The organism is Agromyces sp. Root81 (assembly GCF_001429165.1).
Classification (GTDB): Bacteria; Actinomycetota; Actinomycetes; order Actinomycetales; family Microbacteriaceae; genus Agromyces.
The window spans coordinates 202833-224450 of record NZ_LMIR01000001.1; the positions used below are offsets into that span (position 1 = coordinate 202833).

Genomic DNA, 21618 nt, shown 5'->3' on the forward strand with positions numbered 1-21618 from the left:
ACGCTGCATGGGCCACGCTCGGCGAGGATGTATCGTCGGTCGGGGAGCTGCGCCGCTATCATCACGTTGTCCGTATTCGAGTGAAGTAACGAGAGATCGAAGTCAGGAGCACGGATGGGGCGACGCTCGCTGACCACAGGCTGGACGCGGAGGCGAGTCGCACTCGTCGCTGGGGGAGCCGTGCTCCTTCTCGGCGCGGTGTCGATCTCTGCAGGAGTGCTCGGCAGCGGTTTCGGCGGGGGCGCATCGACGGCCGACTCTGCCGTGTCCGGCGCGCAAGCCGGTTCCGTGGGTGATGGCACGGCGCGTCCTCGGCCCGGGACGAACTCGGATCCCAGCCTGTTGTCCGCTCCGAGTCCGACGGATGCGGCCACACCCGTACCTGCACCCGTTCCGCCGGCGGAGGTCGCTCCCGCGCCGGTCTCGGGGGATGTCGGCGCCGCGGACGCCGTGCTCGCAATCGTCAACGAACAGCGCGCCTCGGCGGGGTGCGCGGCGGTCGCGGCCGATCCGGGACTTGCCGGCGTCGCCAGCGCCCACTCCGCTGACATGGCCGCTCGCGACTTCTTCGATCACACCAACCCGGACGGGCAGAGCCCGTGGGACCGCGCCGGCGCAGCGGGGATCTCCTACGCGGGCGGCGAGAACATCGCGCTCGGACAGGCGGATGCCGCTGCGGCCATGGACGCGTGGATGAACAGCCCCGGTCACCGGGCGAACATCGTGAACTGCGAGTTCACCAAGCTCGGCACAGGGGTTCACGACGGGCCGGGCGGACCGTGGTGGACGCAGCTCTTCGGCTACTGACCGGGGCGGGCGACCGAGCCTGGCCGTGCTGTGATCGCGAGGGCTGGAAGTTTGTCGTCGCCGCCATCGTCCGAGTCAGCGTCACCGTGATTTCGTCAGTGGGGCCGGACAGTCGCAGTGGTTACCGTGCTACACGGCGCCATGACCATGAGGCGATGAGATCGATGGCGGTCGTGAAGGCATCGAGGCGCGGACGGTTCAGGAATGCGTGACGGGTTTCTGGGAGGACGTGATGCTCGACATCGACTCCCGCGGCGATGAGCTCCGTCGCGAACTGGTCGCCGGACGCGCGCATGGCGTCACGGTCTGCGTTGATCATGAGCGTCGGCGGGAACCCGTCGAGGTCGTGACCCCCGGGGAAGGCGATCCGGTCAGTCAGTGCGAGCTGCGAGCCCGCGTAGTTGCGGTTCATGAGGTCGAGCGGCCACCGGGAATGCGTGAGCCTGCGGTGGCCGCGCACCCGCCGCTGGATCTCCCGTGACCGGGGGTGCGAAGAGTGGAAGAACCCGTACGCGAGAACCACACCCCTCGGGTCGTGACCCGCGTCGACGGCTCGGAGTGCCGCTGCGGAGGCGAGGCACGCTCCTGCGCTCGCTCCACCGAGGATCACGTCACCCGGGCACTGACTGCTCACGCTTCGAAACGCTGTGAGTACGTCGTCCACCGGAATGGGGAACCGGGCCCTGGACTGCCCGCTCGTGCCGTTTGCCCAGCTCAGACCAGGAAGCGGTGCGAGTCGATAGTCCACCGTCACAACGGTGAGCCCCCGTCGTGCGAGCGCCCGGGCGACGTCATGAGCTTCAGGCTGGTCGAGGCCGCCGGCGAAGAACCCTCCGCCATGGGCCCAGACCATCGTCGGGGCAGGCCCCGTCACTTCACTCTCGACTGGTCGGTACCAACGAATCGGGACTGGACGGTACGGCCCGGACGCGGACGCGTCAAGAATCCTCGGCTCGCTCACACCAGGAGAAGACGCGGCCATGCAGTCGACCATAGCGGCAGCAGGGATCACGCTCGGCATCATCTGGGTTGCCTCGACCGGCACCTTGGTTGGGATTGTCGCCATCGTCAAGCTGCCCGTTGAGACGTTCCTGGACGGAGCTACGCATCCGGCCATTGTTCGCCAGACCGATGCCGCGCCCTCACAGCTCGCTCGGATTCAACGACCATCGACCGTTTCCGTCGCGACAGACGATGCGTTCGTCGGGCTCCGCCTCGCGGTCGAGACTCAGCATCCCGCCGCTCGTGGGCGCGCATATACTTTCCAGATGGAAAGTGAATCACTCGGTCGAGATGCCGCGCTCGAAACGGTCGAGCGGGTGCAGGCGAGGGCTGACGGCCTGCCGCGCCCTTTCGCGTGGCTCTTGCTCTGGGGTGCGGTCATGATGAGCGCCTACGTCGGGGTCTGTGTGTTCTTCCTGTCCAGTGGGGTATCCGCGGGAACGGGCACGATCACGATTGGGCTCCTGCTTCCCACCGCCTTGATCTACTCCCTTCTCGTCGCAGGGACGCGTGAGCGCTTCAGCGCGCGGCTGCGCTTTCGCGGCACGTTCGGAGCAGCGGTCGCGCTCCTGCTCGCGGGGAGTGTGGTGCTGGTGGGCGTGGCGATCTTCGGGCCTGGTTACCCGTGGTGGGTGGCGATCGTCGTGGCGGGCGCCGCGCTCCTGATGCTGGGAACGCGCCCGGCACTCCTCCTGCTCCGCACTCACGGAGTCCAATCGGCTGCCGATCCGTGGCGAGCGGAGCCACTGAGCCGGTCGGCACGGATCGTCACGGTGGCGGTTGGTCTGTTCCTGGGGCTCTCGACCGCTCTGGCATCGGTTCCGCTTGCCCTCACGTTCGTCTCGATGCCGGGTTTTGTGGTGCTCGTGGTTGCGTCTGCTGCTCCCGGTGCGCGGTGGGGTGTCGGTCGGGCGGGGTATGAATGGGGCCGGACCCAGTGGTGCGCCTACGGCGCCGCCGTCGCGGTCATGTACGTTCTCGCGGTCGTGCTCGCGCTGGTCGGAACTGTCCCGGTGGTCGCCTCGGTCGTGTGCGGCGTCGTGGTCGCCGGCATCATCGCCGTCGCGGCGTTCATCCCTCGGAGGCGGTGATGTCGCATCCCCGCCATGACCTTGACGAGGCACTCCTCACCCCGGTCAGACTGTCCCTGATGGCCGCGCTCACCGGAGACGCCGAGCTCGACTTCGCGACCCTGCGGAGCCTGCTCGAAGTCGATGATTCGGTACTGAGCAAGGCCATCAGCTACCTCGAGCGGGTCGGCTACGTTCACGTCGCGAAGGGGACGGTCAGCAACAGGCCCCGCACCTGGGTCGCCTCCACGGTTCGGGGCCGTCGCGCTCTCGCGGCTCATGTTCGCGCCCTCCGAGCAATCACCGGCGGCACACGAGATCCCTGACTGCGAGCACATGCGTCATCGATTCGCCGGGGTCTGTTCGCGAAGCCAGGCTCGGATCCGTGCGCGGGCGTTGGTGTACGGCGACGAGGTGTTGAGCTGGATCATCCGGCCGGCCGTGTACTTGCCGTACCAGGGGTCGCCGTAGAGGTCCTGCTCGCTCATCGATTCGACGAGTTCGACGACGTCTGTCTTCGCTCGGGAGAGGTGCTGCAGCAGGGCGGCCCATGACGCGGCGGCCTGGTCGAGATAGAACTGCTGGGCAAGCGCGCCGAGCTGGTTCCAGCCGAACCCTGTGGCTGGAAGGTCGGGCTCAGCGCCGCGCGAACGCGATTCATGCCAGGAGAGCACGAGTCTGTTCCAGCCGATGAGGTAGGCCACGAGGTCAGCAGGACTCATCATGGTTCCTGCCGTGTGACCAGGCATCGACGTTTCACGTGCGCGCGCAGGTGGTACCCGGGCGAGGTCCGTGGAGAGCCTGTCATAGCTCGTGCTGATCGCGTCGAGAAGGTCCTGCTTGCTCTGCGGAACGGGCATTGCCTCTTCTTTCCTCGGTCATACGACGGAGTCGGTAACGATATTCAGAATGAGTGATCGTTGCAACCAAGCACCGCGGCTTGCTTCGACATTCCGCCGGCGGCTCACGATGCTCGACCTCGGCGGCGCAGTGCTGCACGAGAGGCCGGGTCGCAGCTGCGACCCGGCCCCTTCGTCATCCGCCGATCAGCTGAGCGGCTTGCAGAGCAGCGCGTCGGGCACGCCGCCGTGGTTCCAGCGGTAGGTGTACGCGACGCCCGCCGATCAGCTGAGCGGCTTGCAGAGCAGCGCGTCGGGCACGCCGCCGTGGTTCCAGCGGTAGGTGTACGCGACGCCGGCGATGTACTCGCCGTCGGCGCACTGACCCTTGTAGTTGCCGGGCGCCCAGTCGCTCGCGGTCGAGCCGCCACCGGCCGGGCGGTTGTCACCCTGGTCGAACCAGATCAGCCGGCCCTGGCTCGCCGGCAGCGCCGTGGTGCTCGTCGCGCAGACGAGGTTCCACATCGCGGCCTTCGTGCCGACTCCGGTGCCGAGGCTGTAGCCGACCGCGACCTCGCCGGCGTTGCACTGCAGCTTGCTGTAGCCCGAGGCCCAGTCGTTCGTGATGTTGCCCTCGCCGCTCTGCACGCGCGGGTTCGAGGTGGTGATGCCGCCGACGTCGGTGCAGAGCGCCCGGTTGGTGCTCCGCGCGATGCCCTGAAGGCGCTGGCTGTCGNCCGCTCTGCACGCGCGGGTTCGAGGTGGTGATGCCGCCGACGTCGGTGCAGAGCGCCCGGTTGGTGCTCCGCGCGATGCCCTGAAGGCGCTGGCTGTCGGGGCAGGTGCCCTTCCACTGGCCCGGCGACCAGTCGCCCGCCTGCAGCATGCGCAGCGACGACTGGCTGTCGACGAAGCTGCCGCTGCCAAGCATGTTCCAGCGCGGCACGGATGCCACGGGGCCGGTCTTGCCCGTCGAGTTGATGAGCTTCGTCCACTGCGGGTAGCGCCAGTCGTCGGCGATGCTCAGCTTCGTGCCGTCCGCCTTGTACGCCAGGAGCGAGAACGTGTCGACGAAGGAGCCGTCATCCCTCGCGTGGGCGACGAGCGGCCAGGCCGCGAAGTCGCTGTCGTTCTCGATCAGGATGTCGGTGAAGTTCACCCACCACGCCTTCTCCTTGTCGTTCGTCTGGCCGGCGCCCGTGGTGCCGAACTCGCTGAACCACACCGGTGCGGTGTAGTGCTGGTTCGCCGTGTTGACGAAGAGCGCCCCTTCGGTCACCGAGGCCTTCAGCTCTGCCGCGGTCATGTCCCGGTAGCGCGGGTCCGTGGTCTCGCCCCATCCGGTCGCGCCGGTGTGGTTCGGGCCGGTGAAGCCGTAGATGTGCGCGGCGTAGACGAGCTTGTCCGGATACGGCAGCGCGTTGGAGAGGTTCGCGACCGGCTTCAAATGCGGCCGCTCATGGAAGGTCAGGTCCGTCGGGATGCCCACCCAATTGATGCCCTCCATGATGACGAGCACCTCGGGGTTCGCCTGCTGGATGGCGACCCCGGCCCGCTGGTACGCCTGGTACAGGTCGTGGTCGTTGCCCCAACCCCAGTTGGGGTTGTTCCAGATGTCGCGCCGCACCTCGTTGCGCAGGTCCATGCCGACCACGCGCGCGTTGTCCTTGTAGCGCGTCGTGAGCATGACCCAGTCGCTGATCCACTTCTCGGTGGTCTGGCTGCTGTTCCACCGCTCGTTGCCGTCGTCGACGCCGCAGCACCAATGCGAGGTCGTCGTGTGGTTGTTCAGGATCACCGCGAAGCCGTCGGCGGTGAGCGCTTCGACGACCGCGTCGAAGACCTGCAGGGGCGTCTTGCCCTTCAGCTCGGGGTTCGCCGCCACCGCGACATCCGGCACCGGAGCCGTCATGCCGAGCATCTCGTTCGAGTACGACAGGCGGATGCTGTTGATGCCGACCCCGTGGAAGTCGCTCATCAGGGTCGCCATCGGCACCCGGTCGAGCCCCATCGGGATGTCGTAGCTGTTGCCGCTGTTGTGGTTGGCGGAGTCGTTCTTGTCGCCGCTGCCGCTCCAGTGGCCCTGCGCGCCGTCCCAGTTCGCCGACTGGAGCTTGAACCGGTCGCCGTCGGCGTCGACGATGTAGCGGTCGACGGTGCTGAGCGGCCCCGTCCATGATGCCGCGAGTTCCGGGCCCGTGAGTACGGGGATCGGATCCTCTTCTGGTGTTGCTGCGTACACGGGACTCGCGACCGATATCGCGAGGGCTGCTGCCGTGAGTCCGACCGCGACCCGTAGGGTACGACGATGCATTCTGCGAACNTGGTGTTGCTGCGTACACGGGACTCGCGACCGATATCGCGAGGGCTGCTGCCGTGAGTCCGACCGCGACCCGTAGGGTACGACGATGCATTCTGCGAACCTCTCTGTTCTGCCGATCGCAGCGCCCCTGCCGCGTTCCGCGGCCGCCGGTCCGGCTCCTGACTTGGTCAGATTATGGGAGAGATCCTCAGGATGTCAACGTAAACATCGAGCGTTCAGGCAACGTAAACACTCCGGATACCATCATGCCCCGAGGCTCAATCTCGCTGGTGACGAGCCGAGTCTGATAACGGTATTGAGTCCGGCGCCTCGTCTAGCGGCCATCGGGCCAGGCGTGGGTGCCGCCGCTCTGTGTTGCGATGATGAAGTCGCCGCAGTCGAGCCCGGTGTACTCGTCGGGACCGAAATGAACGAGCCGAGGGGCGAAGGCCGGCGTTTCCGGGTTGGTCACGGTCTCGCACCCCTCAGGCTGCGGCGCATCCACTGGGGTGTTTCGGGTCTGTGGGCCCGGTGCGGAATGGCGTGTCCATGGTGCCCCATCTCACGTTCGAGTCGGTAAGGATGTGTCAGGGCTTGGCCGCGGACATGGCGGCTCGCAGGAGAGATGTCTGGCATCGCCCCGGGGGTTGCAAATGCGCCGCCGTGGCCAGGGGTTGACTTGCGGCGCGCGGGGAAGGCAGGCCCGCCGTCGGAGGGAGGGTCGACGGGCCTGCCGGTCTTTGGGTCGCTCAGCGTGGCTGGATACTCCCCGCGCGGGGTGCCACCGGAGGTGCCTGGCGAATCGCTTGCTCGAGCGCGGCGGTGATGTCGATCTGCACGGTGGGCGGGAGTTCAATTGCAGCAGGATCGAGTGGTTTGAGATCCATGGTCGGCTCTGCTCCGTTCGTGGGTCAGGACGTCGCGGATGGCGCTCCGGTCGGCGCGGAGCCGGCTTGGAGGCCCAGCAGTTCCCCGGGTTCGCATTCGAGGGCCGCGCAGATGGCGCTGAGCGTGGTGAAGCGAACCGCCTTCGCATGGTTGTTCTTGAGCTGGGAGAGGTTGACGACGGCGATCCCCGTGCGCCGGGACAGCTCGGCGAGGGTCATGCCGCGCCGCTCGAGTACCGACGCGAGCCGGATGTCGATGTTGTGGGCGGGCATCAGACCACGCCGTCCGCGGCGGTGGCGAAGCGACTGATCTTCAGGATCCCGAGCGCGAGGGCCACGATGAGCAGGCCCGTCACCAGCGGCACGAAGTCGATTCCGGAGAGGAAGCCGGGTTCCGCCCAGTACTCCGCGTCCGCGTAGGCTTCCAGGCTCGCGCTCTGGTTCGCATTCTGTGCCATCGGCTGTCCGACGAGCGCGCCGATGACGATGAGCGCGCCGAGTGCCATGCTCACCCAGCCGAGCATCGACCATCGCAGCCGGCCGATCAGCAGTGTGATGGCTGCCCCGGCAACGAGGATGGACGCGACGATCGCGACCACGAAGTCGAGCCATGCGACAGCTTGGAACTGGCTGATCGTCGCGTCGGAGAGACCGCGGAGCATCACGTCCGCATAGCTCGTGCCGCTGGGGATGGCTTCAAGGCTGTCGCTCCACGACGAGGTCGCCTCGGCGACGGAATCAGGGTTCAGCGGGACGGAGGCCCACGCCACTCCCTTCGCCAGGTCGCTGAGCCGCGGGATCAGGTCGGCAACGGCGGCCAGGAGCCCGACCACGGCGACCAGGAGAGCCACGATGCCGACGGTGATCGCGCCTGCGGACCGTCGAATGCGAGGGGAAACCGATTCATCATCACGAATATCGTTATGCATGCCCGTAACGATAATCGTGATAGGTGATCTTCGCAACTCGGCGACGCGCACTCGGGTCGCAGGCGCCAATGGACACAGGCGTGCGCGAGCGACTGCTTGCTGATTCGGACTAAAAAATCCTGATCAATAGCGATTTTAGTTCATGCTATCTTCGAGTCAGGCCAAGCAGGAGGACAGCAACAATGCCCAGTTTCGAAGTCGCACCGTCGTACCGGACCGCATATCTCAGACGCCAAGGTGCATACGGGCCGGACAATGCCGCGCAGATCGCGGAGGTCAAGCGGTGGGCCGAACAGGCAGGGCTCCTCACCGAGGACGCGATCCTGTTCGGTGTCGCTCACGATGACCCGACGACCACGCCGCCATCGCAGTGCCGATACGACGCCGGCGTCGTGGTGTCGGCGGACGTCGTGCTCTCAGGATCCGGACTGCGTGAAGGGAGCTTGCCCGGCGGCGACTGCGCCGTGATCGAAGTCGCGCACACATCCGAAGGGCTCCAGCACGCGTGGAGCTGCGCCCTCCCTGCTCTCACGGAGTCGGGTCAGAGCATCGACCACGCCCGGCCGATCTACGAGCGATACGTGCCGCGCCTTCTCGCGATGCGCCGGTGCGAACTCGTGGTCCCGATCAGCTCGGCGGGTCTCGTTCACGCCGGTCGCGGGGTCTCGACCAGCGCGAGTGTTCTCGTCAACGATGAGGAGGGTCAATCGTGCGAGTAGCCGGTCTGCCGGTCCTGGAGTGGACGAACGGCGCCTCGGGCGCAGCTTTCGACGACGATGCGAGCGAGCTCTCCTTGCGGGCGGCGGCCGGCGTTGACTGGAGCAACGACTCCCTCGGCGGCCCCGGACAGCATCGCGCGAGCATGCTCGGGTTCCCGCCCGTGGGTGACTTCGCGCTTGACGCGCGCGTTCGAGTCGTCGGAGACCGTTCCACGTTCGACGCTGCGGTACTCGGGTTGTGGTGCGACGAGAACCACTGGGCGAAGCTCTGTTTCGAGTACTCGCCGGGCGGTCAGGCAATGGTGGTCAGCGTGGTCACCAACGGATTCTCGGATGACTGCAACTCGACCATCGTCGAGGAACCGTTCGTACACCTCAGGGTGGCGCGCCTCGGGTCGGCCTACGCATTCCACGCTTCGACGGACGGCGATCATTGGGACTTCGTCCGCCTCTTCCGTCTTCACTCGGACATCGCCCCAACCGTCGGCTTCATGGCGCAAGCGCCCATGGGAACAGCGTGCGACGCCCGTTTCGACCGCATTCGATTCGCTGACGCGGCTCCCGCAGACCTCCGTGACGGCTCGTAGTCAGCGATCCATGACCCAAGGCCAGTCGCTCGGTCCTGCGAGCCGCGCGGTGCGACCCGTCAGCTCATCTCGCGTCGGCGGCATGGACGGCGGCTCGTCGTGACGTGACGTGGAGCTTCCGATAGATGGATCGGATGTGAGTCTTCACCGTTGGGTAGGCGATGCCCAGATGAGCGGAGATCTCCTCGGCGGTCATCGTCGTGCGCAACGAGGCGAGGACTTCGCTCTCGCGTCGGGTGAGCACTCCTGCCAGGCGACGGGCGAGCTGCCCGCGTCGTTCGAGGATGACGTGGAGGAACGCATCGTGTCGCGAACCTCGATGGGAATGAGCGCTGAGGAGGTCACCGATGAGCGGGTCGTCCGAGAGGAAGGGCGCGAGGATCCGCTCAGGGGTAGCAGCCTCGAGCGCCCGCTCGAGCAGCTCATGCGCGTCGGCTCCGTATCCGGCGTCGGAACGCAGAGCGGCGGAGGTGACGAGCGTGCTCACCCGCGCGTAGCGAGGCAACGTCGATGCCGCCGCGAGCTGGAGCGCCTGAGCCGAGAGAGCGGTGTCGCCGAGGTCCCGGTAGAGCTCGGCGAGCAGCGCGTGCGCGACGGCGGCACCGGTGCGGGTCAGCGCGGGCGCCGCGACATGCAGCGCTCTCTCGTCATGCCCCTCGGCATGGGCGAGCCAGGCTGATGCCACACGGCGAAGCGTGTCCCACGGAATGCCGTGCTTGTCCGTCTTGCTCACGCCATGGAGCAGCCCGGCCGCCGCGAAGTACTGGTCTTCTCGTTTCAGGGAGATGAGGCTCATCACTCGGTACAGTCGCGCGAGGGCTTCGAAATTGTTCGCGAGGCCCTCGTCCATGACGATCAGGTCAAGCTGGGTGATTGCTTCGTCGAAGTCCCCTCGCCAGTAGGCGATGCATGCTCGATTCGCTTCGGGGAGCCCTCCTTCGAAGACATCCCAGTCGGAGCGAGACGTGGAAACAGGGAGCGCGTCGAGGATCTGTTCGGCCTCCGTGAAACGACCGGCGTGCATCAACGCGAACGCCAGGTTCGACTGCGCGAGCCGGAACACGTCCGTGCGTCCGTGCAGGCGCGCCTCGTCCGCGGCGGATCGGAGGAGACCGATCGCGTTGGCGAAGTCGCGGCGGAGCCGGACCTCGGTCCAGCCGAGCAGGAAGAGCGCGGCGGGGTAGTCGTCGTCTGGCCCGCAGCGGGTCAGCGCCTCGCGCGCGCGGTCGGCGGCCGCGGCTTTCGTGGATGCGTCGGCGGCGAGCAGCAGCTCGGTGAAGCACACGACGAAATCGTCGACCGGGATGCCCTGCAGCCCCTGACCGCGGAGGAATGCCGCGCCGTGGGAATCGCCAAGCAGATCACGACAGCAGGCCCGGACGAGCAGGAGGTGCGGGTCGCGCTGGTCGATGCCGTAGTCGAGGCAGAGCTGCTCGAGCTCGCTGGTGTGGGACTCCAGGATGAGACGAAGCCAGCTCCGGCGCAGGACGGTGCGTGCCTGCCCCGGATCACTGGAGGCGAGTTCCTCGCGGACGGCTTCGATCATCCATCCACGATATCGACGCGCGGATGGGGACTACCCCTCTCTCAGCCGAAGAGGATGAGACGCGCTCCCAGGACGACGACGACCGACCAGACTTGCAAGCTCGAATGTCTGAAGGTGAAGAGTAGGGAAGTCCATGTCCGCCACGAAAGTGAATGTCCGCAACTTCGCTCGCGCAGAATCCGACCTCATGTTCTCGCGGCTGGCCGCCGGGGTCGGCCTCGGCGGGTGGAATCACACCCGCGGGCTCAAGCCTCTCGACGATCAGCCCATCGTCCGCCAGAACCGCGACACCCTCTACAGCAGCGCCATCATCGACGTGCGCAAGGACATCACCCTCACGCTGCCGGACACCGGAGAGCGCTACATCTCCGCCTTCATCGTGAACCAGGATCACTACGGACAGCTCCTGCTGGGCGAGCCCGGCGAGCATGTGATCACCCGCGACCTGGTCGGCACCGACTACGCCGTGGTCCTGATCCGCATCCTCGTCGACCCGAACGATGCCAGCGACATCGCAGAGGTGAACCGTCTCCAAGACGGCCTCCTCATCGACGGCGGCGGCATGGGGGACTTCCCGCTGCCGACATACGACGAGCCCTCGCAGGCTGAGACGCGCGAAGCCCTCCTCACGCTCGGCCGCGGCATCTCGACCTACGATCATGCGTTCGGCACCTCGGCGGAAGTCGATCCCGTCATGCACCTGCTCGGTGCCGCAGGCGGGTGGGGCGGCTTGCCTGAGCACGAAGCCACGTACGTCAGCTTCGACGAGGGTCTGCCCGTCGCCGACTACCGGCTGCGGCTGCAGGACATCCCGGTCGACGCGTTCTGGTCGGTGTCGCTGTACAACGCCGCCGGCTACTTCGAACCGAACGAGCTCGGCGTGAACAGCATCAACAGCCTCACTGCGGTCCCCGACGCGGACGGCGGCGTCACTGTGAGTTTCGGCGAGCACCCGCTCGATGCCCCGAACGCACTGCCCATCATGCCGGGCTGGAACTACACGCTCCGGCTCTACCGTCCGCGGCCCTCTGTGCTCGACGGCACTTGGGTCGCCCCGCGCCCCGAGCTGGTCTAGGACGAATACCCCAGCATGGAGGCCGACTCCTCGACCTACTTCCCAACGTCCAAGGCTGGCCTGATCGCGTGGCTCGAGATCATCGCGCTGGCGCTGATCGTGACTGCGGCGCAGACGGCGTACCCCTGGTTTGCCGGGGGCACCGCGGCGACACTCGTGCTGGTCGCCCTGGTTGCGACCGTGCCGCACGGCATCAAGGCGAAGGGAACCGGGCTCCGTGCCCCGATCACCCAGCGCTGGTCAGGCTGGATCTACCTCGGTGCACTGGTCCTTGGCCTCGTGTTCATCACAGCCTCGATGATGACGCGGCAGGTTTGGTGGTCGCTCGTAGCCGGGGTCGTCTGCGTTGCGGGCGGCGCCGTGGCGCTGGTTGTCATCGCGATCAGACAGCGCACGGCCTGACGGCGTCTACGCCGGCGCACACGTCGACGCTGCCGAAAAAGCAAGACCCCGAAGCGCAAGGTGCGCTTCGGGGTCTTGCGCGGTGAGGCAGTCGCGAGCGACCTCTCGGTCTACCTGTTTTTCAGGAAGCGGTCAGGCTCCTGATGGCGATTCGACCTTCCGACGACGAGCGACCCACGACCCGAAACTCACGACGCTGACGACACCGAGCGTCGGAATCGCGATGACCGCGCCGATGAAGAGGGCCTTTTCAACCGGGGTCGTGTAACCCGAGGTGCCTGCGGCATCCACGTAGAGGCCGCGTTCGTACCAAGTGGACCCGAGCATCTCAAGGACGATGATCGCGACCAGCACGCACACCGCGCTGATCATGGAGATCCAGCCTGCCGAGGTTCGCGTCGTCATCGATCAGACTCCCGCTGTTTCGCGCGCAGCTACGCCGCCCAGGCGTGTCGCAGCTTCGGCTTGCTGGCGATGAGGAACGGGATGAGTCCGTAGGCTGCCGCTCCGATCGTCGTGAAACCGGCAACCGCGCTCGCGCTGCCCGGGTTCATCGGAGGATTGATCGCGAACAAGATCTGGAAGATCCAGATCGCGCAGACGAATCCAGCGACGGCGCCGGCCCAGAAGAGCGGCACCCGAGGACTCTGCGTGTCGCCCACACCTCCAGCTGCGGCGAAGATCGCTCCGATTCCCGCCCCCGCGAGGACGATGGCAACCCCGACGATGACCACCCAGGTCGGGAACATCGGCGAGCTGTCGCTGATGTCGTTGCGCAACGAAACAGCGGGAGGAAGCCTGTCAGCCCAGGCGATCCAGGTCGCGATGAACACGAGGAATGGGATGCAGACCGTCGCAGCGGCGATCGCGTCTCGAGTGCGAATCTCACGTTCCATGGCGGGCATCGCTTCAAACTAGGCCACCCGCAGCGACCGGTCAACACGGCTTCGCGAGGATGTCGATCGTCGCACTCGGCTCGAACTTCTTGTCGAGCCTCACGACGAACCGGCCCGGGCGAGGCTCGAGGATGGAGTCGATCCGCATCTCGCCCACGTCGGGGAGCGAGACGACATCGCCGAGCTTCAGGGGCTCGCTTGAGAGGATTGCGTTGTGATCGAGACCCCCGTGAACCGTCCGCAGCTTGAGGCATCAATGTCCTCGCGTGAGTTCGCGCGATGGTACTGGCTGAAGGAGGAACTCGGGCCGTTCGCGTGCTCGCTCGGGATTCGCGCGACTGGGTCGAAGGAAGCGATCGCAGCCAGGATCTCGGCCGCGTTGGACGGGAAGCCGGCGCCGCGTGAGGTTTCGACTCGTCGTTCGTCGAGTCCGCAGCTGAGCGGGCCGTTGTCGGAGTCGACCGTCGTTCCGACGGGACAGCGGTGCAGTCAGGTGTTACGGGCGTGGTTCAGCGCTCGGCTCGGTGACCAGTTTCGGTTCGACGGGCCGATGCGAGACTTCTTCGCTGCCGCGGATGGCACCACCACTCTGGGCGACGCCGAACGCGTTTGGCACGAGACCCGCGACCGGGGGCCCGACGAGATCGGCGGGCAGTTCGAACTCAACAGGTTCACCAGGCACTGGCACGAACAGAACCCGGGAGGGTCACGCGAGCAACTGATGCGTGCATGGGCGGCCTACCGCGATACCCCGATGGACGTTCGGGGCAAGATCTCAGCCACGGTCACGAGCTCAGTACGCGGTGACCACGCAGACCGATGAGGCGTAGACCCTGATGCCGTCCGCGGATGCCCGGATGGCGATCGTCGCCGCTCCTGGCGACAGCGGATCGGCGGGTGAGTACTGCTCCAACCCAGGCTTCGGCGAGCTCACGGGGATGTAGCCGCTCGCGACCCAGGCTGCCGTGATCACCGCATAGGCGGCATCGGCGCTGCGTGTGCTGTCAGAACCATCTGCGACCTCGAAGATCGGGATGATCACCTCGCCCTCGGCGTGCTCGCCGAGCCCCTGTGCGCACTCCGCGAAGCCGACATCGGGCGTGCCGCGGATGCCGGCTGCGTCGCCGGCTGCATCGAGGAGGTTCGTGACGAGCTCGCGGTCGGCATACACCCGGCCGTCTACATCGACCGAGTCGAGCACCAGCGGCCCTGCCCCAGTGGTCGAGGCAGGCTGGTCAGCAGGCGCAGAGGATCCGAGCGGCAGCCCGACGAATCCTGCGCGTTCGCCGGCGAGCCCCGCGATGTCGGAGAACACATCGAACGAAGCGCGGCCGACGCCCGGAACCGCAGTCACAGCGTCGTCGACGCCAGTCAGCACATCCGTGACGCGCTCGAGCGCGACCTCTCCTTCCACCTCGACGAAGAGCGAAGGTCGATGGAGTGGTGTCGGGCTGAGCGAGGACTCGGTGCTCGCCGGCGATACAGGTGCCGCGCCCGTGTAGGAGAGCCTCACGACGTCGTCGTCGCGCGCCAGCTCGGCGAGGATGGGAATGAACGCCGCGTTCGGTGAGGTCGCATCGATCCTCAGCTGGTTGAGCTGTCCCGTGGCGGTGCCTGTGCCCATCGACACTGTGTTGGCAGTGCTCGCATCGATCGACACCGCCGTGAGCGCACCGAATCCGAGGTCCGATAGCTCGCGCAGCTGAGCCGCGACATCGGGCCAGAGCGAGGGGTCATCGACACCGACGGCTGCGACCGGGTCACCCTGCGACGCGAACGCCGACATCGCTCCGTCGATGTCTCGGAGAAGTTGCAGCGACGACGCCAGTTCACCCGGCGGCATGATCTCGTTCGAGCGGTCGGTGCGGATGAACGAGAGGGTGGCTCGCGGGCCGCGATCGTCAGCAGGCACGTGCAGCGTGCCGCCGGTCGACACGGTCTCGCTGGCGTCCGAGAGCACTTCTTCGACCTCGGTCGCCAGCCGGCCCAGGTCGGACACGTTCGGCTTCAGGTCGACGGAGATGGTCGCGTGCCAGGAGGTGACTCCGCGCGGCGCCTGGCCGGGAAGCGGCGACAGGCCGTCGGGCCGTTCACCCTGGACGAGCCTCGACGACACCGACACGACACCCTTGATGATCCGGATCCCCTCGGCTGCATCGTCGACCGCCGTCTGCATCTCTTCGACGCCAGTGTCGCGCGGGAACCGGTCGCCCCCGACGTCGCCCTCGCTCAGACTCTCCGGAGCCAGGCCGAACACGCTGCATCCGCCGAGGGTGCCGAGGAGTCCGAGCACCACGGCGACTGCTCCCGTTCGTGCGCTCAGCCGTCTCATGGTCGCCCAGCGTAATGCGGGCGATCGGGGACAGACCCTCGAAAGACCGGGTCAGCGGGGGAAGTACGACCAAAGGCGCATCGTCGCGTTCGGGTTCGTTCGGCGGGCATGCCTCGTGTTGTACTCGAGGTGCCGTTGGCTCGGGGAACACTGCTGCGGGTCAATTTGAAACAAATCCGGCTCGAGCGGACATTACTCGTTAACGGAACGTTGAACTGGGGGAGTGTGACGAACATGGCGACTGCCAAGAAGCTCATGCGCGCCGGCGGCGCGGTGACGATGGTCGGCCTGGTCGGCCTGGTGATCGGGGCGGCGATGCTCGCGTACTCGTCAGCGCTCGGTTCTGATCACCAGGGCAGCGGCGCGCTGCTGGTCGCAGCCATCGGTGCCGCGGCCGCGATCGCCGGTGTGAGTCTCGTCTGCATGGGGCTGGTCTTGCGGCCGAAGCGAGGGACTTCGCGGCGATCAGCACGACGAGCCAGCCGCTACGTGCCGGCCGTGCACCGGGAGACGTACACGCGTCCGGCCAGGCGACTGAGCGCAGCCGTCACCGGCGAGCAGCAGGTGATCCCGGGCTGAGGCTGACAGACTCAGCGCATGACCGCCGACGCCGACCAGCTCCCGGACCAGCCCTATCGCACGATGCAGGAGCTCTTCAGCCCCGCGCCGTTCCAGTGGGGGCTGCGCGGCGACCCCCACGTGTGGCTGGCCATGAAGGAGCGTCTCGGCGCGACGCCCAGCCCGGCGGACGCCCTGCTCGCCGAAGTGCTGCTCATCGACACCTTCAACGACGTCGTCGGGGTCGACGTGCGGGACCAGCACGGCGACACCAGCGTCTACCGCGAGGAGTTCGCGCACGGAGGCATGTCGAGCGGCCAGGTCCATGTCGAAGGGTGGCGCGAGCGGCTCATCCCGCTGCTGGTGTCGAGAGCTGCAGAACTCACGACCTGACTCCGGCGAGACGGCGGCTGCCCCGGCTCGCCGAGAGAATCTCGCCCGACGTGTAACGAAAGCCCCTCCTTCGACAACTACCCGAGTAGAGACAGGAATGGGGTGGCGTGTTGTCGGCTGGCAAGAAGCTCATGCAGGCGGGCGGGGCAGCGACGGGGGTCGGCATGGTCGGCATGGTGACGGGGGCAGCGATGCTCGCGTTCTCATCGGCGTTCGGCGCTGAATCGCAGAGCAGCATCGCGCTCATGGTCGCCACAGGCGGCGCAGCGCTCTCGATCGCCGGCGTCGCCATCGTCTGCATCGGACTCGTGGTGCGACCGAGCCGCGCTGTCCAGAATGGCCGGCTCTACGTGCCGGTGCACCACCGGGACCCGTACATGCGGCCGATGCGTCAGCGCAGGCAGGTCAGCGCTCCCGCGCAGAGCACCCCTGCCGCCGAGCAGCCGGTGGTCGCCGGCTCTGCTTGACGTGCACGGCCGCAAGTAGGGTCATCGGACGCACCGGAGAGAGCGAAGCAGAGCAGCACGTGGAAACAGGAACAGACGACCCCAAGGTGGTCCTCACGCACGAGCGCGCCTTCGATGAGCTGTTCCGCGCGCACCATCGGACGATCCTCCAGGCCGCGTACCACCGGCTGAACAACGTGCGCGACGCCGAGGACGCCGCGGCCGAGGTGTTCAGCGTGGCATGGCGGAACCGCGCCAACGCGCCGGCGATCTACACGCTGCCCTGGCTCTACGGTGTGCTGCGCAACGTCGTCGGCGTCGAGTACCGGCGCCGCGGACGCGCAGGTCTCCGCGACGACCAGGATGAGCGCCCCAGCGACGATGTCCTTGCCCCAGACGCAGCCGATGATGCGCGGGATCTCCGCCGGGTGGTCGCATCGCTTCATCCGGCTGACCGCGAGTTGATCTGGATGGCCTACTGGGAGGACCTGGCCCGCAGCGAGATGGCGGAGATCCTTGGCTGCTCGCAGGCAGCGGTTCGCGTGCGACTCCTCCGTGCGCGACATCGATTGAAGACCGCACTCGACGCACAGAACGTTGATCCGGGACCGAGGCAGAAGCCATGAACGACGAAGAGATCACGAACCGACTGCGCGCGGCACGCCCGGTGCTGCCCGGATATCAAGGGCGTGACGACGCCCTCGACGAGCGCGCGGAAGCGACCCTCCTCGCGATCATGCGCGAGGACGCGGCTCCAGCCAGCGAGGATGCGCCAGATCTCGCGCCCGTCACCCCGATCACAAGCGCGAGAGGTGTATCTCGCAAGCTGAGGCCCGTCTACCTCAGCGTCGCAGCCGGCGTCCTCGTGCTTCTCGTCGCGGCGATCGCCATGGTCGCGGTGCCCCGCGGCGGCGCGAGCGTCTCGTGGGCGGCGACGCCGTCGCAGCTTGCACCACAGCCCATTACCGGAACTTCGAAGGAGCTGCTCATGGAGATGAGCGAAGCCGTCCGCCTGAGCGCTCTGCCTGAAGCGCAGGGGGGGCGCACAGTGCGCTTCCAGTCCTGGGCGCTGGCGCTCGCACCAGACAGCGAGGAACTCCCGGTCTCGATCGTTCCCGAGGATCGCGAGTTCACGCGCCGGGCCGATGGGTCGGTGTTGACGGAGGTGCACGCCGGCGTCCCGTACGACGCCGAGGGCAAGGAGATCGTCTCCTTCCTCCAGGTCCAGCCAGGCGAGCTCGTCTGGCGCGAAGAGGTGCCGCCGGACGAATACCTGTTCATGTACCCGGACGCGCCGCCGGTGGACGCTGCAGCGTACGCACAGTACTTCCGGGAGCACAATCCGGTCAGCTCTGATCCAGACTCCGAGGCGCCGACGACAGGCGACTACTTCAGATGGACCGCCCAGCTGCTGAACGAGTGGAACATGAACCCCGCCCAGCGCGCAGCGCTGCTCGAGTTCCTGGCGGGGCTTCCAGACCTCACGGTCGACGGCACGGTGAACGACCGCCTGGGTCGCCCTGGCGTCTCGTTCTCGACGCACACGCGCGACATCAGCGGTGATTACCGCGACATGCTCGTGGTCTCGCCCGAGATGGGCGTGCTCTCGTACGAGCGGGTCTACATCGGCACCGATCGCACCGACATCGAAGCACCCGCGGTCGTCCACTACGTCGCATGGGAGTGAGCCACACAGCGCTCCGCCCGCGGTCCATGAACCACCTCGGCCGGGACACCCTCACGACGATCCGACACCGCGCCTTTGTCTGGACATGGATCGGCGTCTGCATTCTTGGTGGTGCAGCACTCGTTGCGTTCTGGCTGGGCTCGACGGCTCAGCCGTCGAGGAGCGTCGTGAGCACTTCGCGCGAGTGCGTCCACAGCAGCGCGCCACCCGCGTCGCCGAGGACTTCGCGACGAGCGCCCGGGATCCGGCGAGCCAGGGTTGCGGCGTGGTCGGGCGAATGTCCGAGGTCGTGGGCGCCGAACAGGATGCTGACGGGGCATTCGATGTCATCGAGCTGCAGATCCCAGGCGCGCATCGCGATGAGCGTGTCGAGTACATATCCGGCCCCGGCGCTTGCGAATCCCTCGGCGAGCGATCTGCGGTAGGTCGGGAGAAAGCCGGGTGAAGTGTAGAAGGCACGGTCGCCTGCATCGGAGCCCGCGAGCACCATCGCCTCCATTGCCTCAGCAGTGAACGAGCCCAGGATCGCTTCGGCTTCCTCCGACTTCGCTCGCGCGAGGTCGGAGAGCCGCGTCGCCTCGGCCGGCAGCATCGCGTGGATCTCGGGATGTGCGAGTTCGTCGGCCGGCGAGACGAGGGTGAGCCGGGAGGCCCACCCTGCGGCGGCGATACCGAGTCCGAAGACGCTTCCCTGCGAATTGGCCACGACCGGGATCGAGATGTCCGAGGTTTCGAGAACACCTGCAACGAATGATCGATAGTCGTCCACCGTCGATGCGAGGGTCCGGCCGCCGTCCGCGGTCGAGGCGCCCATTCCCGGGCGATCCATCGTGAGCAGGCGGACGTTCATCTGATCGAGGAGCGCGCCGCCGAAGCTCATGCTCTTGCCGGTCGCTGCGCCCGCGATGAAGAGTGCCGGGTTTCCGCTGGGAGGGCCGAAGCCCAGTCCCGACAGGGTTCGACCATCGCGTGTGATGACGTTGAGGGATCGACCGGAGATCATTCCAACCAGCCTAGGGCTCGGGATCGTGTGGCGAGAGCGGCTGATCCCGTTGCTGGTGTCGAGGGCGTCGAAGCTCACTCCATAGGCCGACTTCCGGGCGCGAGAATGCCCGCCGGGAGAGACTCCTTCGGAGTGTTCTTCCCGGCGGGCATTGCGCTAGCTACTCAGCGCGTCGACGGCGGTACCGGCTGATCGCCAGGAGCGCTCCGGCGCCGAGAACTGCAGCGGCCAGGCCGAGCATGGTACCCACGTGCTCGGTTCCGGTGCTCGCGAGCGACGCTCCGCCAGCCGCGGGCGTGCCCGGCTCCGATGTCGGAGGCGTGACGACGACGGGGACCTCGCCGGTGAGCGTGGTGGTCGTGTCCTCACGGGGACCGGGGTCGGCCACACCGGTCGGCGGAGTCGCCGTCGCAGTCGCGACGTTCACCACGGACCCGGCCTTGACGTCTTCCGCCGTGACGACGTAGTCGTCGTTCGTGGCGCAGCTCGTCGACGCGGCCGGCGCGAGCACGGTCGCTTCGCAGGTCACGGATCCACCCAGCGGATCCGCGATCGCGAGGTCGGTCAGCTCGACATTGCCGGTGTTCGTCACTTCGAACGTGTAGGCGATCCTTTCGCCGGCATCGGCGAGCTCGTTGTCGTTCTCGTCGACGAGCGTGGCGGTCTTCTCGAACGTGAAGTCCGCGGCGGCTCCTGCCTGGACGAGGGTCTCCGCGGACGCCGTGTTGTTGGACTGCACATCGTCCGGCTCGTTCGCGAGCACGGATGCCGTGTTGACGAGGCGCGTGCTGTCGGTCGACGGCGCGGTGCCGGTGAGCACGATGTCGGCGCTCTCGCCGACCCGTAGGGTCGAGCCGACACACGTGAGCGACCCGCCGGCGACCGAGCAGCCTTCAGTCGAGCTCGCGACGTTCGTGACGTTCGCAGGCACGAGATCCTGCACCGTGTAGCCGGAGCTGATGGCGGGGCCGTTGTTCGTGACCCGGAGCTTCCAGGTGAGCGTGCCGCTCGGCGCGACGATCTGGTCGGCGGTCTTCTCGATCGAGAGGTCCGTGTTCGGCACCGCGGGCATGCACGAGGTGCCGTCGTTGCGCTGGGACTTCGGTCCGGATGCCTGGTTGACGACGGTGAACGTCGGTGCCGCAGAGCCGGGGTCGGCGATCTCGAGCTGCGTCACGACGCCGGTCGAGCTGCTGCTGATGCCGAAGTTGCCGTTGCCGAAGGTGAACGCAGCGCCGGCGTTGGCATCTTCGCCGGAGATGACGTTGTTGAGCGAGAAGGAGCTGACCTCGCCGGTGGCCGGGTCGAGTCGCTCGATGTTGCCGCTCTGGCCGGTGCCCCAGAGGTAGCCGCCGACGGGGGTGAAGTCGGCGACGGTGAACTCTGCCTGGAGCGGCACGGCCTGTGCGGTCCGATTCGCGAGGTCGACTCGGTAGAGCTCGGTCGAGAAGAACGAGCCGACGTAGTAGTCATCGCCGATGAACGCACCGGAGTTGATGAACGCACCGTTCGTCGGCATCCCGGTCAGGGGCCCGAGGTTGTTCACCGAGCCGTCCTCGTCGATCTGCAGCAGGTCGTACGTACTCACTCCGTCCAGGTCGTAACCGCCGGAGATGCCGTAGAGCTGCCGGTCGTCGGCGTTGAAGCCGATCGCGTTGTAGCGGCCACCGTTGCCGGTCCGCCCCGCCCACGGCTCGCCGATCTCCGTGAACACCGCTTTGCCCAGCTCGTACGTCTCCGAGTAGAGCTGCGTCGATCCGGACCCGTCCGGATTCTCGCTCTGGGCGACGTAGATCGTCGGCGTCAGGCAATCGAGAGGCGCGGCCTCGGCGGCAGTGGCCGGCAGCACCGCCGTGAGCACAGCGCCGGCCGCCAGGCCGAGGGTTGTCAGCACGGAGAGGGCGCGCGGGCCGCCCCTGGTCCCTTGGGTCTGCTGAAGAATTCGTTCCATTGGGCGTCCTTCGTTTGGGTAAAACGCCTGCGGTCTCACCCGAAAGGCTGCAGGCGCGCACAGATGCAAGTTGCACCACCCGAGAGACGGCCGAACCGCGGGATTATGACGCGGAAGTGTTGTATCACTTTGCCGGCAGTGTTCATGCGGCTGCAGGCGGCCGCTCCTGGACACTTGACGGAGGCGT

25 protein-coding genes and 1 pseudogene are annotated in these 21618 nt (G+C 67.1%); 13 read left to right on the plus strand and 13 right to left on the minus strand.

Translation table 11 applies throughout. The features are described from left to right. Window positions 1-342: 342 nt before the first annotated feature. Window positions 343-807 carry a CAP domain-containing protein gene (locus tag ASE14_RS00985; RefSeq protein ID WP_200953237.1) on the plus strand — a complete coding sequence of 155 codons (465 nt, stop codon included), beginning with the start codon at window positions 343-345 and terminating at the stop codon, window positions 805-807. Window positions 808-928: 121 nt separating this feature from the next. Here ASE14_RS00985 and ASE14_RS00990 read toward each other — a convergent pair whose 3' ends face one another. Then, window positions 929-1873, minus strand: a complete 945-nt coding sequence (locus ASE14_RS00990; RefSeq protein ID WP_369816450.1) for an alpha/beta hydrolase — start codon at window positions 1871-1873, stop codon at window positions 929-931. On the opposite strand from ASE14_RS00990, the gene ASE14_RS00995 reads away from it, so the two are divergent. Both ASE14_RS00995 and ASE14_RS01000 read left to right on the plus strand, forming a co-directional pair. After that, entirely contained in the window at window positions 1788-2900 is a 1113-nt protein-coding gene (locus tag ASE14_RS00995; protein WP_157372702.1) for a hypothetical protein, read from the plus strand. The genes ASE14_RS00990 and ASE14_RS00995 overlap by 86 nt on opposite strands. Beyond that, window positions 2900-3205, plus strand: a complete 306-nt coding sequence (locus tag ASE14_RS01000; RefSeq protein WP_056649512.1) for a transcriptional regulator — start codon at window positions 2900-2902, stop codon at window positions 3203-3205. Before ASE14_RS00995 ends, ASE14_RS01000 begins: the two co-directional genes overlap by 1 nt. Before the next feature lie 15 nt (window positions 3206-3220). Here the strand turns inward: ASE14_RS01000 and ASE14_RS01005 are convergent, their stop codons facing one another. From ASE14_RS01005 to ASE14_RS01025, 6 genes and pseudogenes are all read right to left on the minus strand, one after another. After that, window positions 3221-3739 (minus strand): ClbS/DfsB family four-helix bundle protein, encoded by a 519-nt coding sequence (locus ASE14_RS01005; RefSeq protein WP_056649516.1) that lies wholly within the window; start codon window positions 3737-3739, stop codon window positions 3221-3223. Between the two features lie 716 nt (window positions 3740-4455). Continuing rightward, window positions 4456-6032 (minus strand): annotated as a pseudogene (locus ASE14_RS21385) (glycoside hydrolase family 5 protein); the annotation flags it as partial. 322 nt (window positions 6033-6354) lie between these two features. After that, window positions 6355-6492: a hypothetical protein gene (locus ASE14_RS20265; protein WP_157372703.1), complete on the minus strand. Its 138-nt coding sequence runs from the start codon at window positions 6490-6492 to the stop codon at window positions 6355-6357. A gap of 277 nt (window positions 6493-6769) precedes the next feature. Continuing rightward, window positions 6770-6907 (minus strand): hypothetical protein, encoded by a 138-nt coding sequence (locus ASE14_RS20885; protein WP_200953240.1) that lies wholly within the window; start codon window positions 6905-6907, stop codon window positions 6770-6772. Between the two features lie 24 nt (window positions 6908-6931). Beyond that, a complete protein-coding gene (locus ASE14_RS01020) occupies window positions 6932-7180 on the minus strand; it encodes a helix-turn-helix transcriptional regulator (protein WP_056649524.1) in 249 nt (82 codons plus the stop codon). Continuing rightward, window positions 7180-7887 carry a hypothetical protein gene (locus ASE14_RS01025; protein ID WP_157372704.1) on the minus strand — a complete coding sequence of 236 codons (708 nt, stop codon included), beginning with the start codon at window positions 7885-7887 and terminating at the stop codon, window positions 7180-7182. The genes ASE14_RS01020 and ASE14_RS01025 overlap by 1 nt, the downstream gene beginning before the upstream one ends. Window positions 7888-8018: 131 nt before the next feature. Between ASE14_RS01025 and ASE14_RS21390 the strand changes: the two genes are divergently transcribed. Together ASE14_RS21390 and ASE14_RS01035 are read left to right on the plus strand one after the other, a co-directional pair. Beyond that, on the plus strand, window positions 8019-8555 hold the full coding sequence (locus ASE14_RS21390; protein ID WP_056649529.1) for a GyrI-like domain-containing protein: 537 nt from the start codon (window positions 8019-8021) through the stop codon (window positions 8553-8555). Next, on the plus strand, window positions 8546-9142 hold the full coding sequence (locus tag ASE14_RS01035; protein WP_235511038.1) for a DUF1349 domain-containing protein: 597 nt from the start codon (window positions 8546-8548) through the stop codon (window positions 9140-9142). Before ASE14_RS21390 ends, ASE14_RS01035 begins: the two co-directional genes overlap by 10 nt. A gap of 64 nt (window positions 9143-9206) precedes the next feature. Here ASE14_RS01035 and ASE14_RS01040 read toward each other — a convergent pair whose 3' ends face one another. Continuing rightward, the gene (locus tag ASE14_RS01040; protein ID WP_056649535.1) at window positions 9207-10688 is read right to left on the minus strand and encodes a LuxR family transcriptional regulator; all 1482 of its coding nucleotides are present in this window, start codon (window positions 10686-10688) and stop codon (window positions 9207-9209) included. A gap of 133 nt (window positions 10689-10821) precedes the next feature. Between ASE14_RS01040 and ASE14_RS01045 the strand changes: the two genes are divergently transcribed. Next, the gene (locus tag ASE14_RS01045; RefSeq protein WP_056649539.1) at window positions 10822-11763 is read left to right on the plus strand and encodes a DUF1214 domain-containing protein; all 942 of its coding nucleotides are present in this window, start codon (window positions 10822-10824) and stop codon (window positions 11761-11763) included. A gap of 15 nt (window positions 11764-11778) precedes the next feature. After that, entirely contained in the window at window positions 11779-12165 is a 387-nt protein-coding gene (locus ASE14_RS01050; protein WP_056649543.1) for a hypothetical protein, read from the plus strand. Window positions 12166-12297: 132 nt separating this feature from the next. Here ASE14_RS01050 and ASE14_RS01055 read toward each other — a convergent pair whose 3' ends face one another. Further along, window positions 12298-12570: a hypothetical protein gene (locus ASE14_RS01055; protein ID WP_157372705.1), complete on the minus strand. Its 273-nt coding sequence runs from the start codon at window positions 12568-12570 to the stop codon at window positions 12298-12300. Window positions 12571-12599: 29 nt separating this feature from the next. Next, the gene (locus ASE14_RS01060) at window positions 12600-13061 is read right to left on the minus strand and encodes a hypothetical protein (RefSeq protein ID WP_056649546.1); all 462 of its coding nucleotides are present in this window, start codon (window positions 13059-13061) and stop codon (window positions 12600-12602) included. A gap of 214 nt (window positions 13062-13275) precedes the next feature. On the opposite strand from ASE14_RS01060, the gene ASE14_RS01065 reads away from it, so the two are divergent. Continuing rightward, window positions 13276-13884 (plus strand): SAP domain-containing protein, encoded by a 609-nt coding sequence (locus ASE14_RS01065; RefSeq protein WP_200953241.1) that lies wholly within the window; start codon window positions 13276-13278, stop codon window positions 13882-13884. Here the strand turns inward: ASE14_RS01065 and ASE14_RS01070 are convergent. Further along, on the minus strand, window positions 13855-15393 hold the full coding sequence (locus ASE14_RS01070; RefSeq protein ID WP_157372706.1) for a hypothetical protein: 1539 nt from the start codon (window positions 15391-15393) through the stop codon (window positions 13855-13857). The two genes, ASE14_RS01065 and ASE14_RS01070, sit on opposite strands and share 30 nt — an antisense overlap. Before the next feature lie 234 nt (window positions 15394-15627). Between ASE14_RS01070 and ASE14_RS01075 the strand changes: the two genes are divergently transcribed. From ASE14_RS01075 to ASE14_RS01095, 5 genes are all read left to right on the plus strand, one after another. Continuing rightward, window positions 15628-15972: a hypothetical protein gene (locus ASE14_RS01075; RefSeq protein ID WP_157372707.1), complete on the plus strand. Its 345-nt coding sequence runs from the start codon at window positions 15628-15630 to the stop codon at window positions 15970-15972. Window positions 15973-15990: 18 nt separating this feature from the next. Further along, window positions 15991-16344 carry a hypothetical protein gene (locus ASE14_RS01080; RefSeq protein WP_056649556.1) on the plus strand — a complete coding sequence of 118 codons (354 nt, stop codon included), beginning with the start codon at window positions 15991-15993 and terminating at the stop codon, window positions 16342-16344. 107 nt (window positions 16345-16451) lie between these two features. Further along, entirely contained in the window at window positions 16452-16811 is a 360-nt protein-coding gene (locus tag ASE14_RS20745) for a hypothetical protein (protein ID WP_056649559.1), read from the plus strand. An 86-nt stretch (window positions 16812-16897) separates the two neighbouring features. Then, window positions 16898-17416, plus strand: coding sequence for an RNA polymerase sigma factor (locus ASE14_RS20750; protein ID WP_056649562.1), 519 nt, complete (start codon window positions 16898-16900; stop codon window positions 17414-17416). Next, window positions 17413-18477: a hypothetical protein gene (locus ASE14_RS01095; RefSeq protein ID WP_056649566.1), complete on the plus strand. Its 1065-nt coding sequence runs from the start codon at window positions 17413-17415 to the stop codon at window positions 18475-18477. Before ASE14_RS20750 ends, ASE14_RS01095 begins: the two co-directional genes overlap by 4 nt. 148 nt (window positions 18478-18625) lie before the next feature. Here the strand turns inward: ASE14_RS01095 and ASE14_RS01100 are convergent, their stop codons facing one another. Both ASE14_RS01100 and ASE14_RS01105 read right to left on the minus strand, forming a co-directional pair. Beyond that, window positions 18626-19480, minus strand: coding sequence for an alpha/beta fold hydrolase (locus ASE14_RS01100; RefSeq protein ID WP_056649569.1), 855 nt, complete (start codon window positions 19478-19480; stop codon window positions 18626-18628). A 160-nt stretch (window positions 19481-19640) separates the two neighbouring features. Beyond that, on the minus strand, window positions 19641-21431 hold the full coding sequence (locus tag ASE14_RS01105; protein ID WP_082599891.1) for a DUF11 domain-containing protein: 1791 nt from the start codon (window positions 21429-21431) through the stop codon (window positions 19641-19643). Window positions 21432-21618: the final 187 nt, after the last annotated feature.

What these genes read in the sequence shown, in the direction of transcription:
- ASE14_RS00995 (WP_157372702.1), top strand. Translation starts at nt 1,788, where the DNA reads ATGCAGTCGACCATAGCGGCAGCAGGGATCACGCTCGGCATCATCTGG.
- ASE14_RS00990 (WP_369816450.1), bottom strand. Translation starts at nt 1,873, where the DNA reads ATGGCGACAATCCCAACCAAGGTGCCGGTCGAGGCAACCCAGATGATG.
- ASE14_RS01000 (WP_056649512.1), top strand. Translation starts at nt 2,900, where the DNA reads ATGTCGCATCCCCGCCATGACCTTGACGAGGCACTCCTCACCCCGGTC.
- ASE14_RS01005 (WP_056649516.1), bottom strand. Translation starts at nt 3,739, where the DNA reads ATGCCCGTTCCGCAGAGCAAGCAGGACCTTCTCGACGCGATCAGCACG.
- ASE14_RS20885 (WP_200953240.1), bottom strand. Translation starts at nt 6,907, where the DNA reads ATGGATCTCAAACCACTCGATCCTGCTGCAATTGAACTCCCGCCCACC.
- ASE14_RS01020 (WP_056649524.1), bottom strand. Translation starts at nt 7,180, where the DNA reads ATGCCCGCCCACAACATCGACATCCGGCTCGCGTCGGTACTCGAGCGG.
- ASE14_RS21390 (WP_056649529.1), top strand. Translation starts at nt 8,019, where the DNA reads ATGCCCAGTTTCGAAGTCGCACCGTCGTACCGGACCGCATATCTCAGA.
- ASE14_RS01040 (WP_056649535.1), bottom strand. Translation starts at nt 10,688, where the DNA reads ATGATCGAAGCCGTCCGCGAGGAACTCGCCTCCAGTGATCCGGGGCAG.
- ASE14_RS01045 (WP_056649539.1), top strand. Translation starts at nt 10,822, where the DNA reads ATGTCCGCCACGAAAGTGAATGTCCGCAACTTCGCTCGCGCAGAATCC.
- ASE14_RS01050 (WP_056649543.1), top strand. Translation starts at nt 11,779, where the DNA reads ATGGAGGCCGACTCCTCGACCTACTTCCCAACGTCCAAGGCTGGCCTG.
- ASE14_RS01055 (WP_157372705.1), bottom strand. Translation starts at nt 12,570, where the DNA reads ATGACGACGCGAACCTCGGCAGGCTGGATCTCCATGATCAGCGCGGTG.
- ASE14_RS01060 (WP_056649546.1), bottom strand. Translation starts at nt 13,061, where the DNA reads ATGGAACGTGAGATTCGCACTCGAGACGCGATCGCCGCTGCGACGGTC.
- ASE14_RS01070 (WP_157372706.1), bottom strand. Translation starts at nt 15,393, where the DNA reads ATGAGACGGCTGAGCGCACGAACGGGAGCAGTCGCCGTGGTGCTCGGA.
- ASE14_RS01075 (WP_157372707.1), top strand. Translation starts at nt 15,628, where the DNA reads ATGGCGACTGCCAAGAAGCTCATGCGCGCCGGCGGCGCGGTGACGATG.
- ASE14_RS01080 (WP_056649556.1), top strand. Translation starts at nt 15,991, where the DNA reads ATGACCGCCGACGCCGACCAGCTCCCGGACCAGCCCTATCGCACGATG.
- ASE14_RS01095 (WP_056649566.1), top strand. Translation starts at nt 17,413, where the DNA reads ATGAACGACGAAGAGATCACGAACCGACTGCGCGCGGCACGCCCGGTG.
- ASE14_RS01100 (WP_056649569.1), bottom strand. Translation starts at nt 19,480, where the DNA reads ATGATCTCCGGTCGATCCCTCAACGTCATCACACGCGATGGTCGAACC.
- ASE14_RS01105 (WP_082599891.1), bottom strand. Translation starts at nt 21,431, where the DNA reads ATGGAACGAATTCTTCAGCAGACCCAAGGGACCAGGGGCGGCCCGCGC.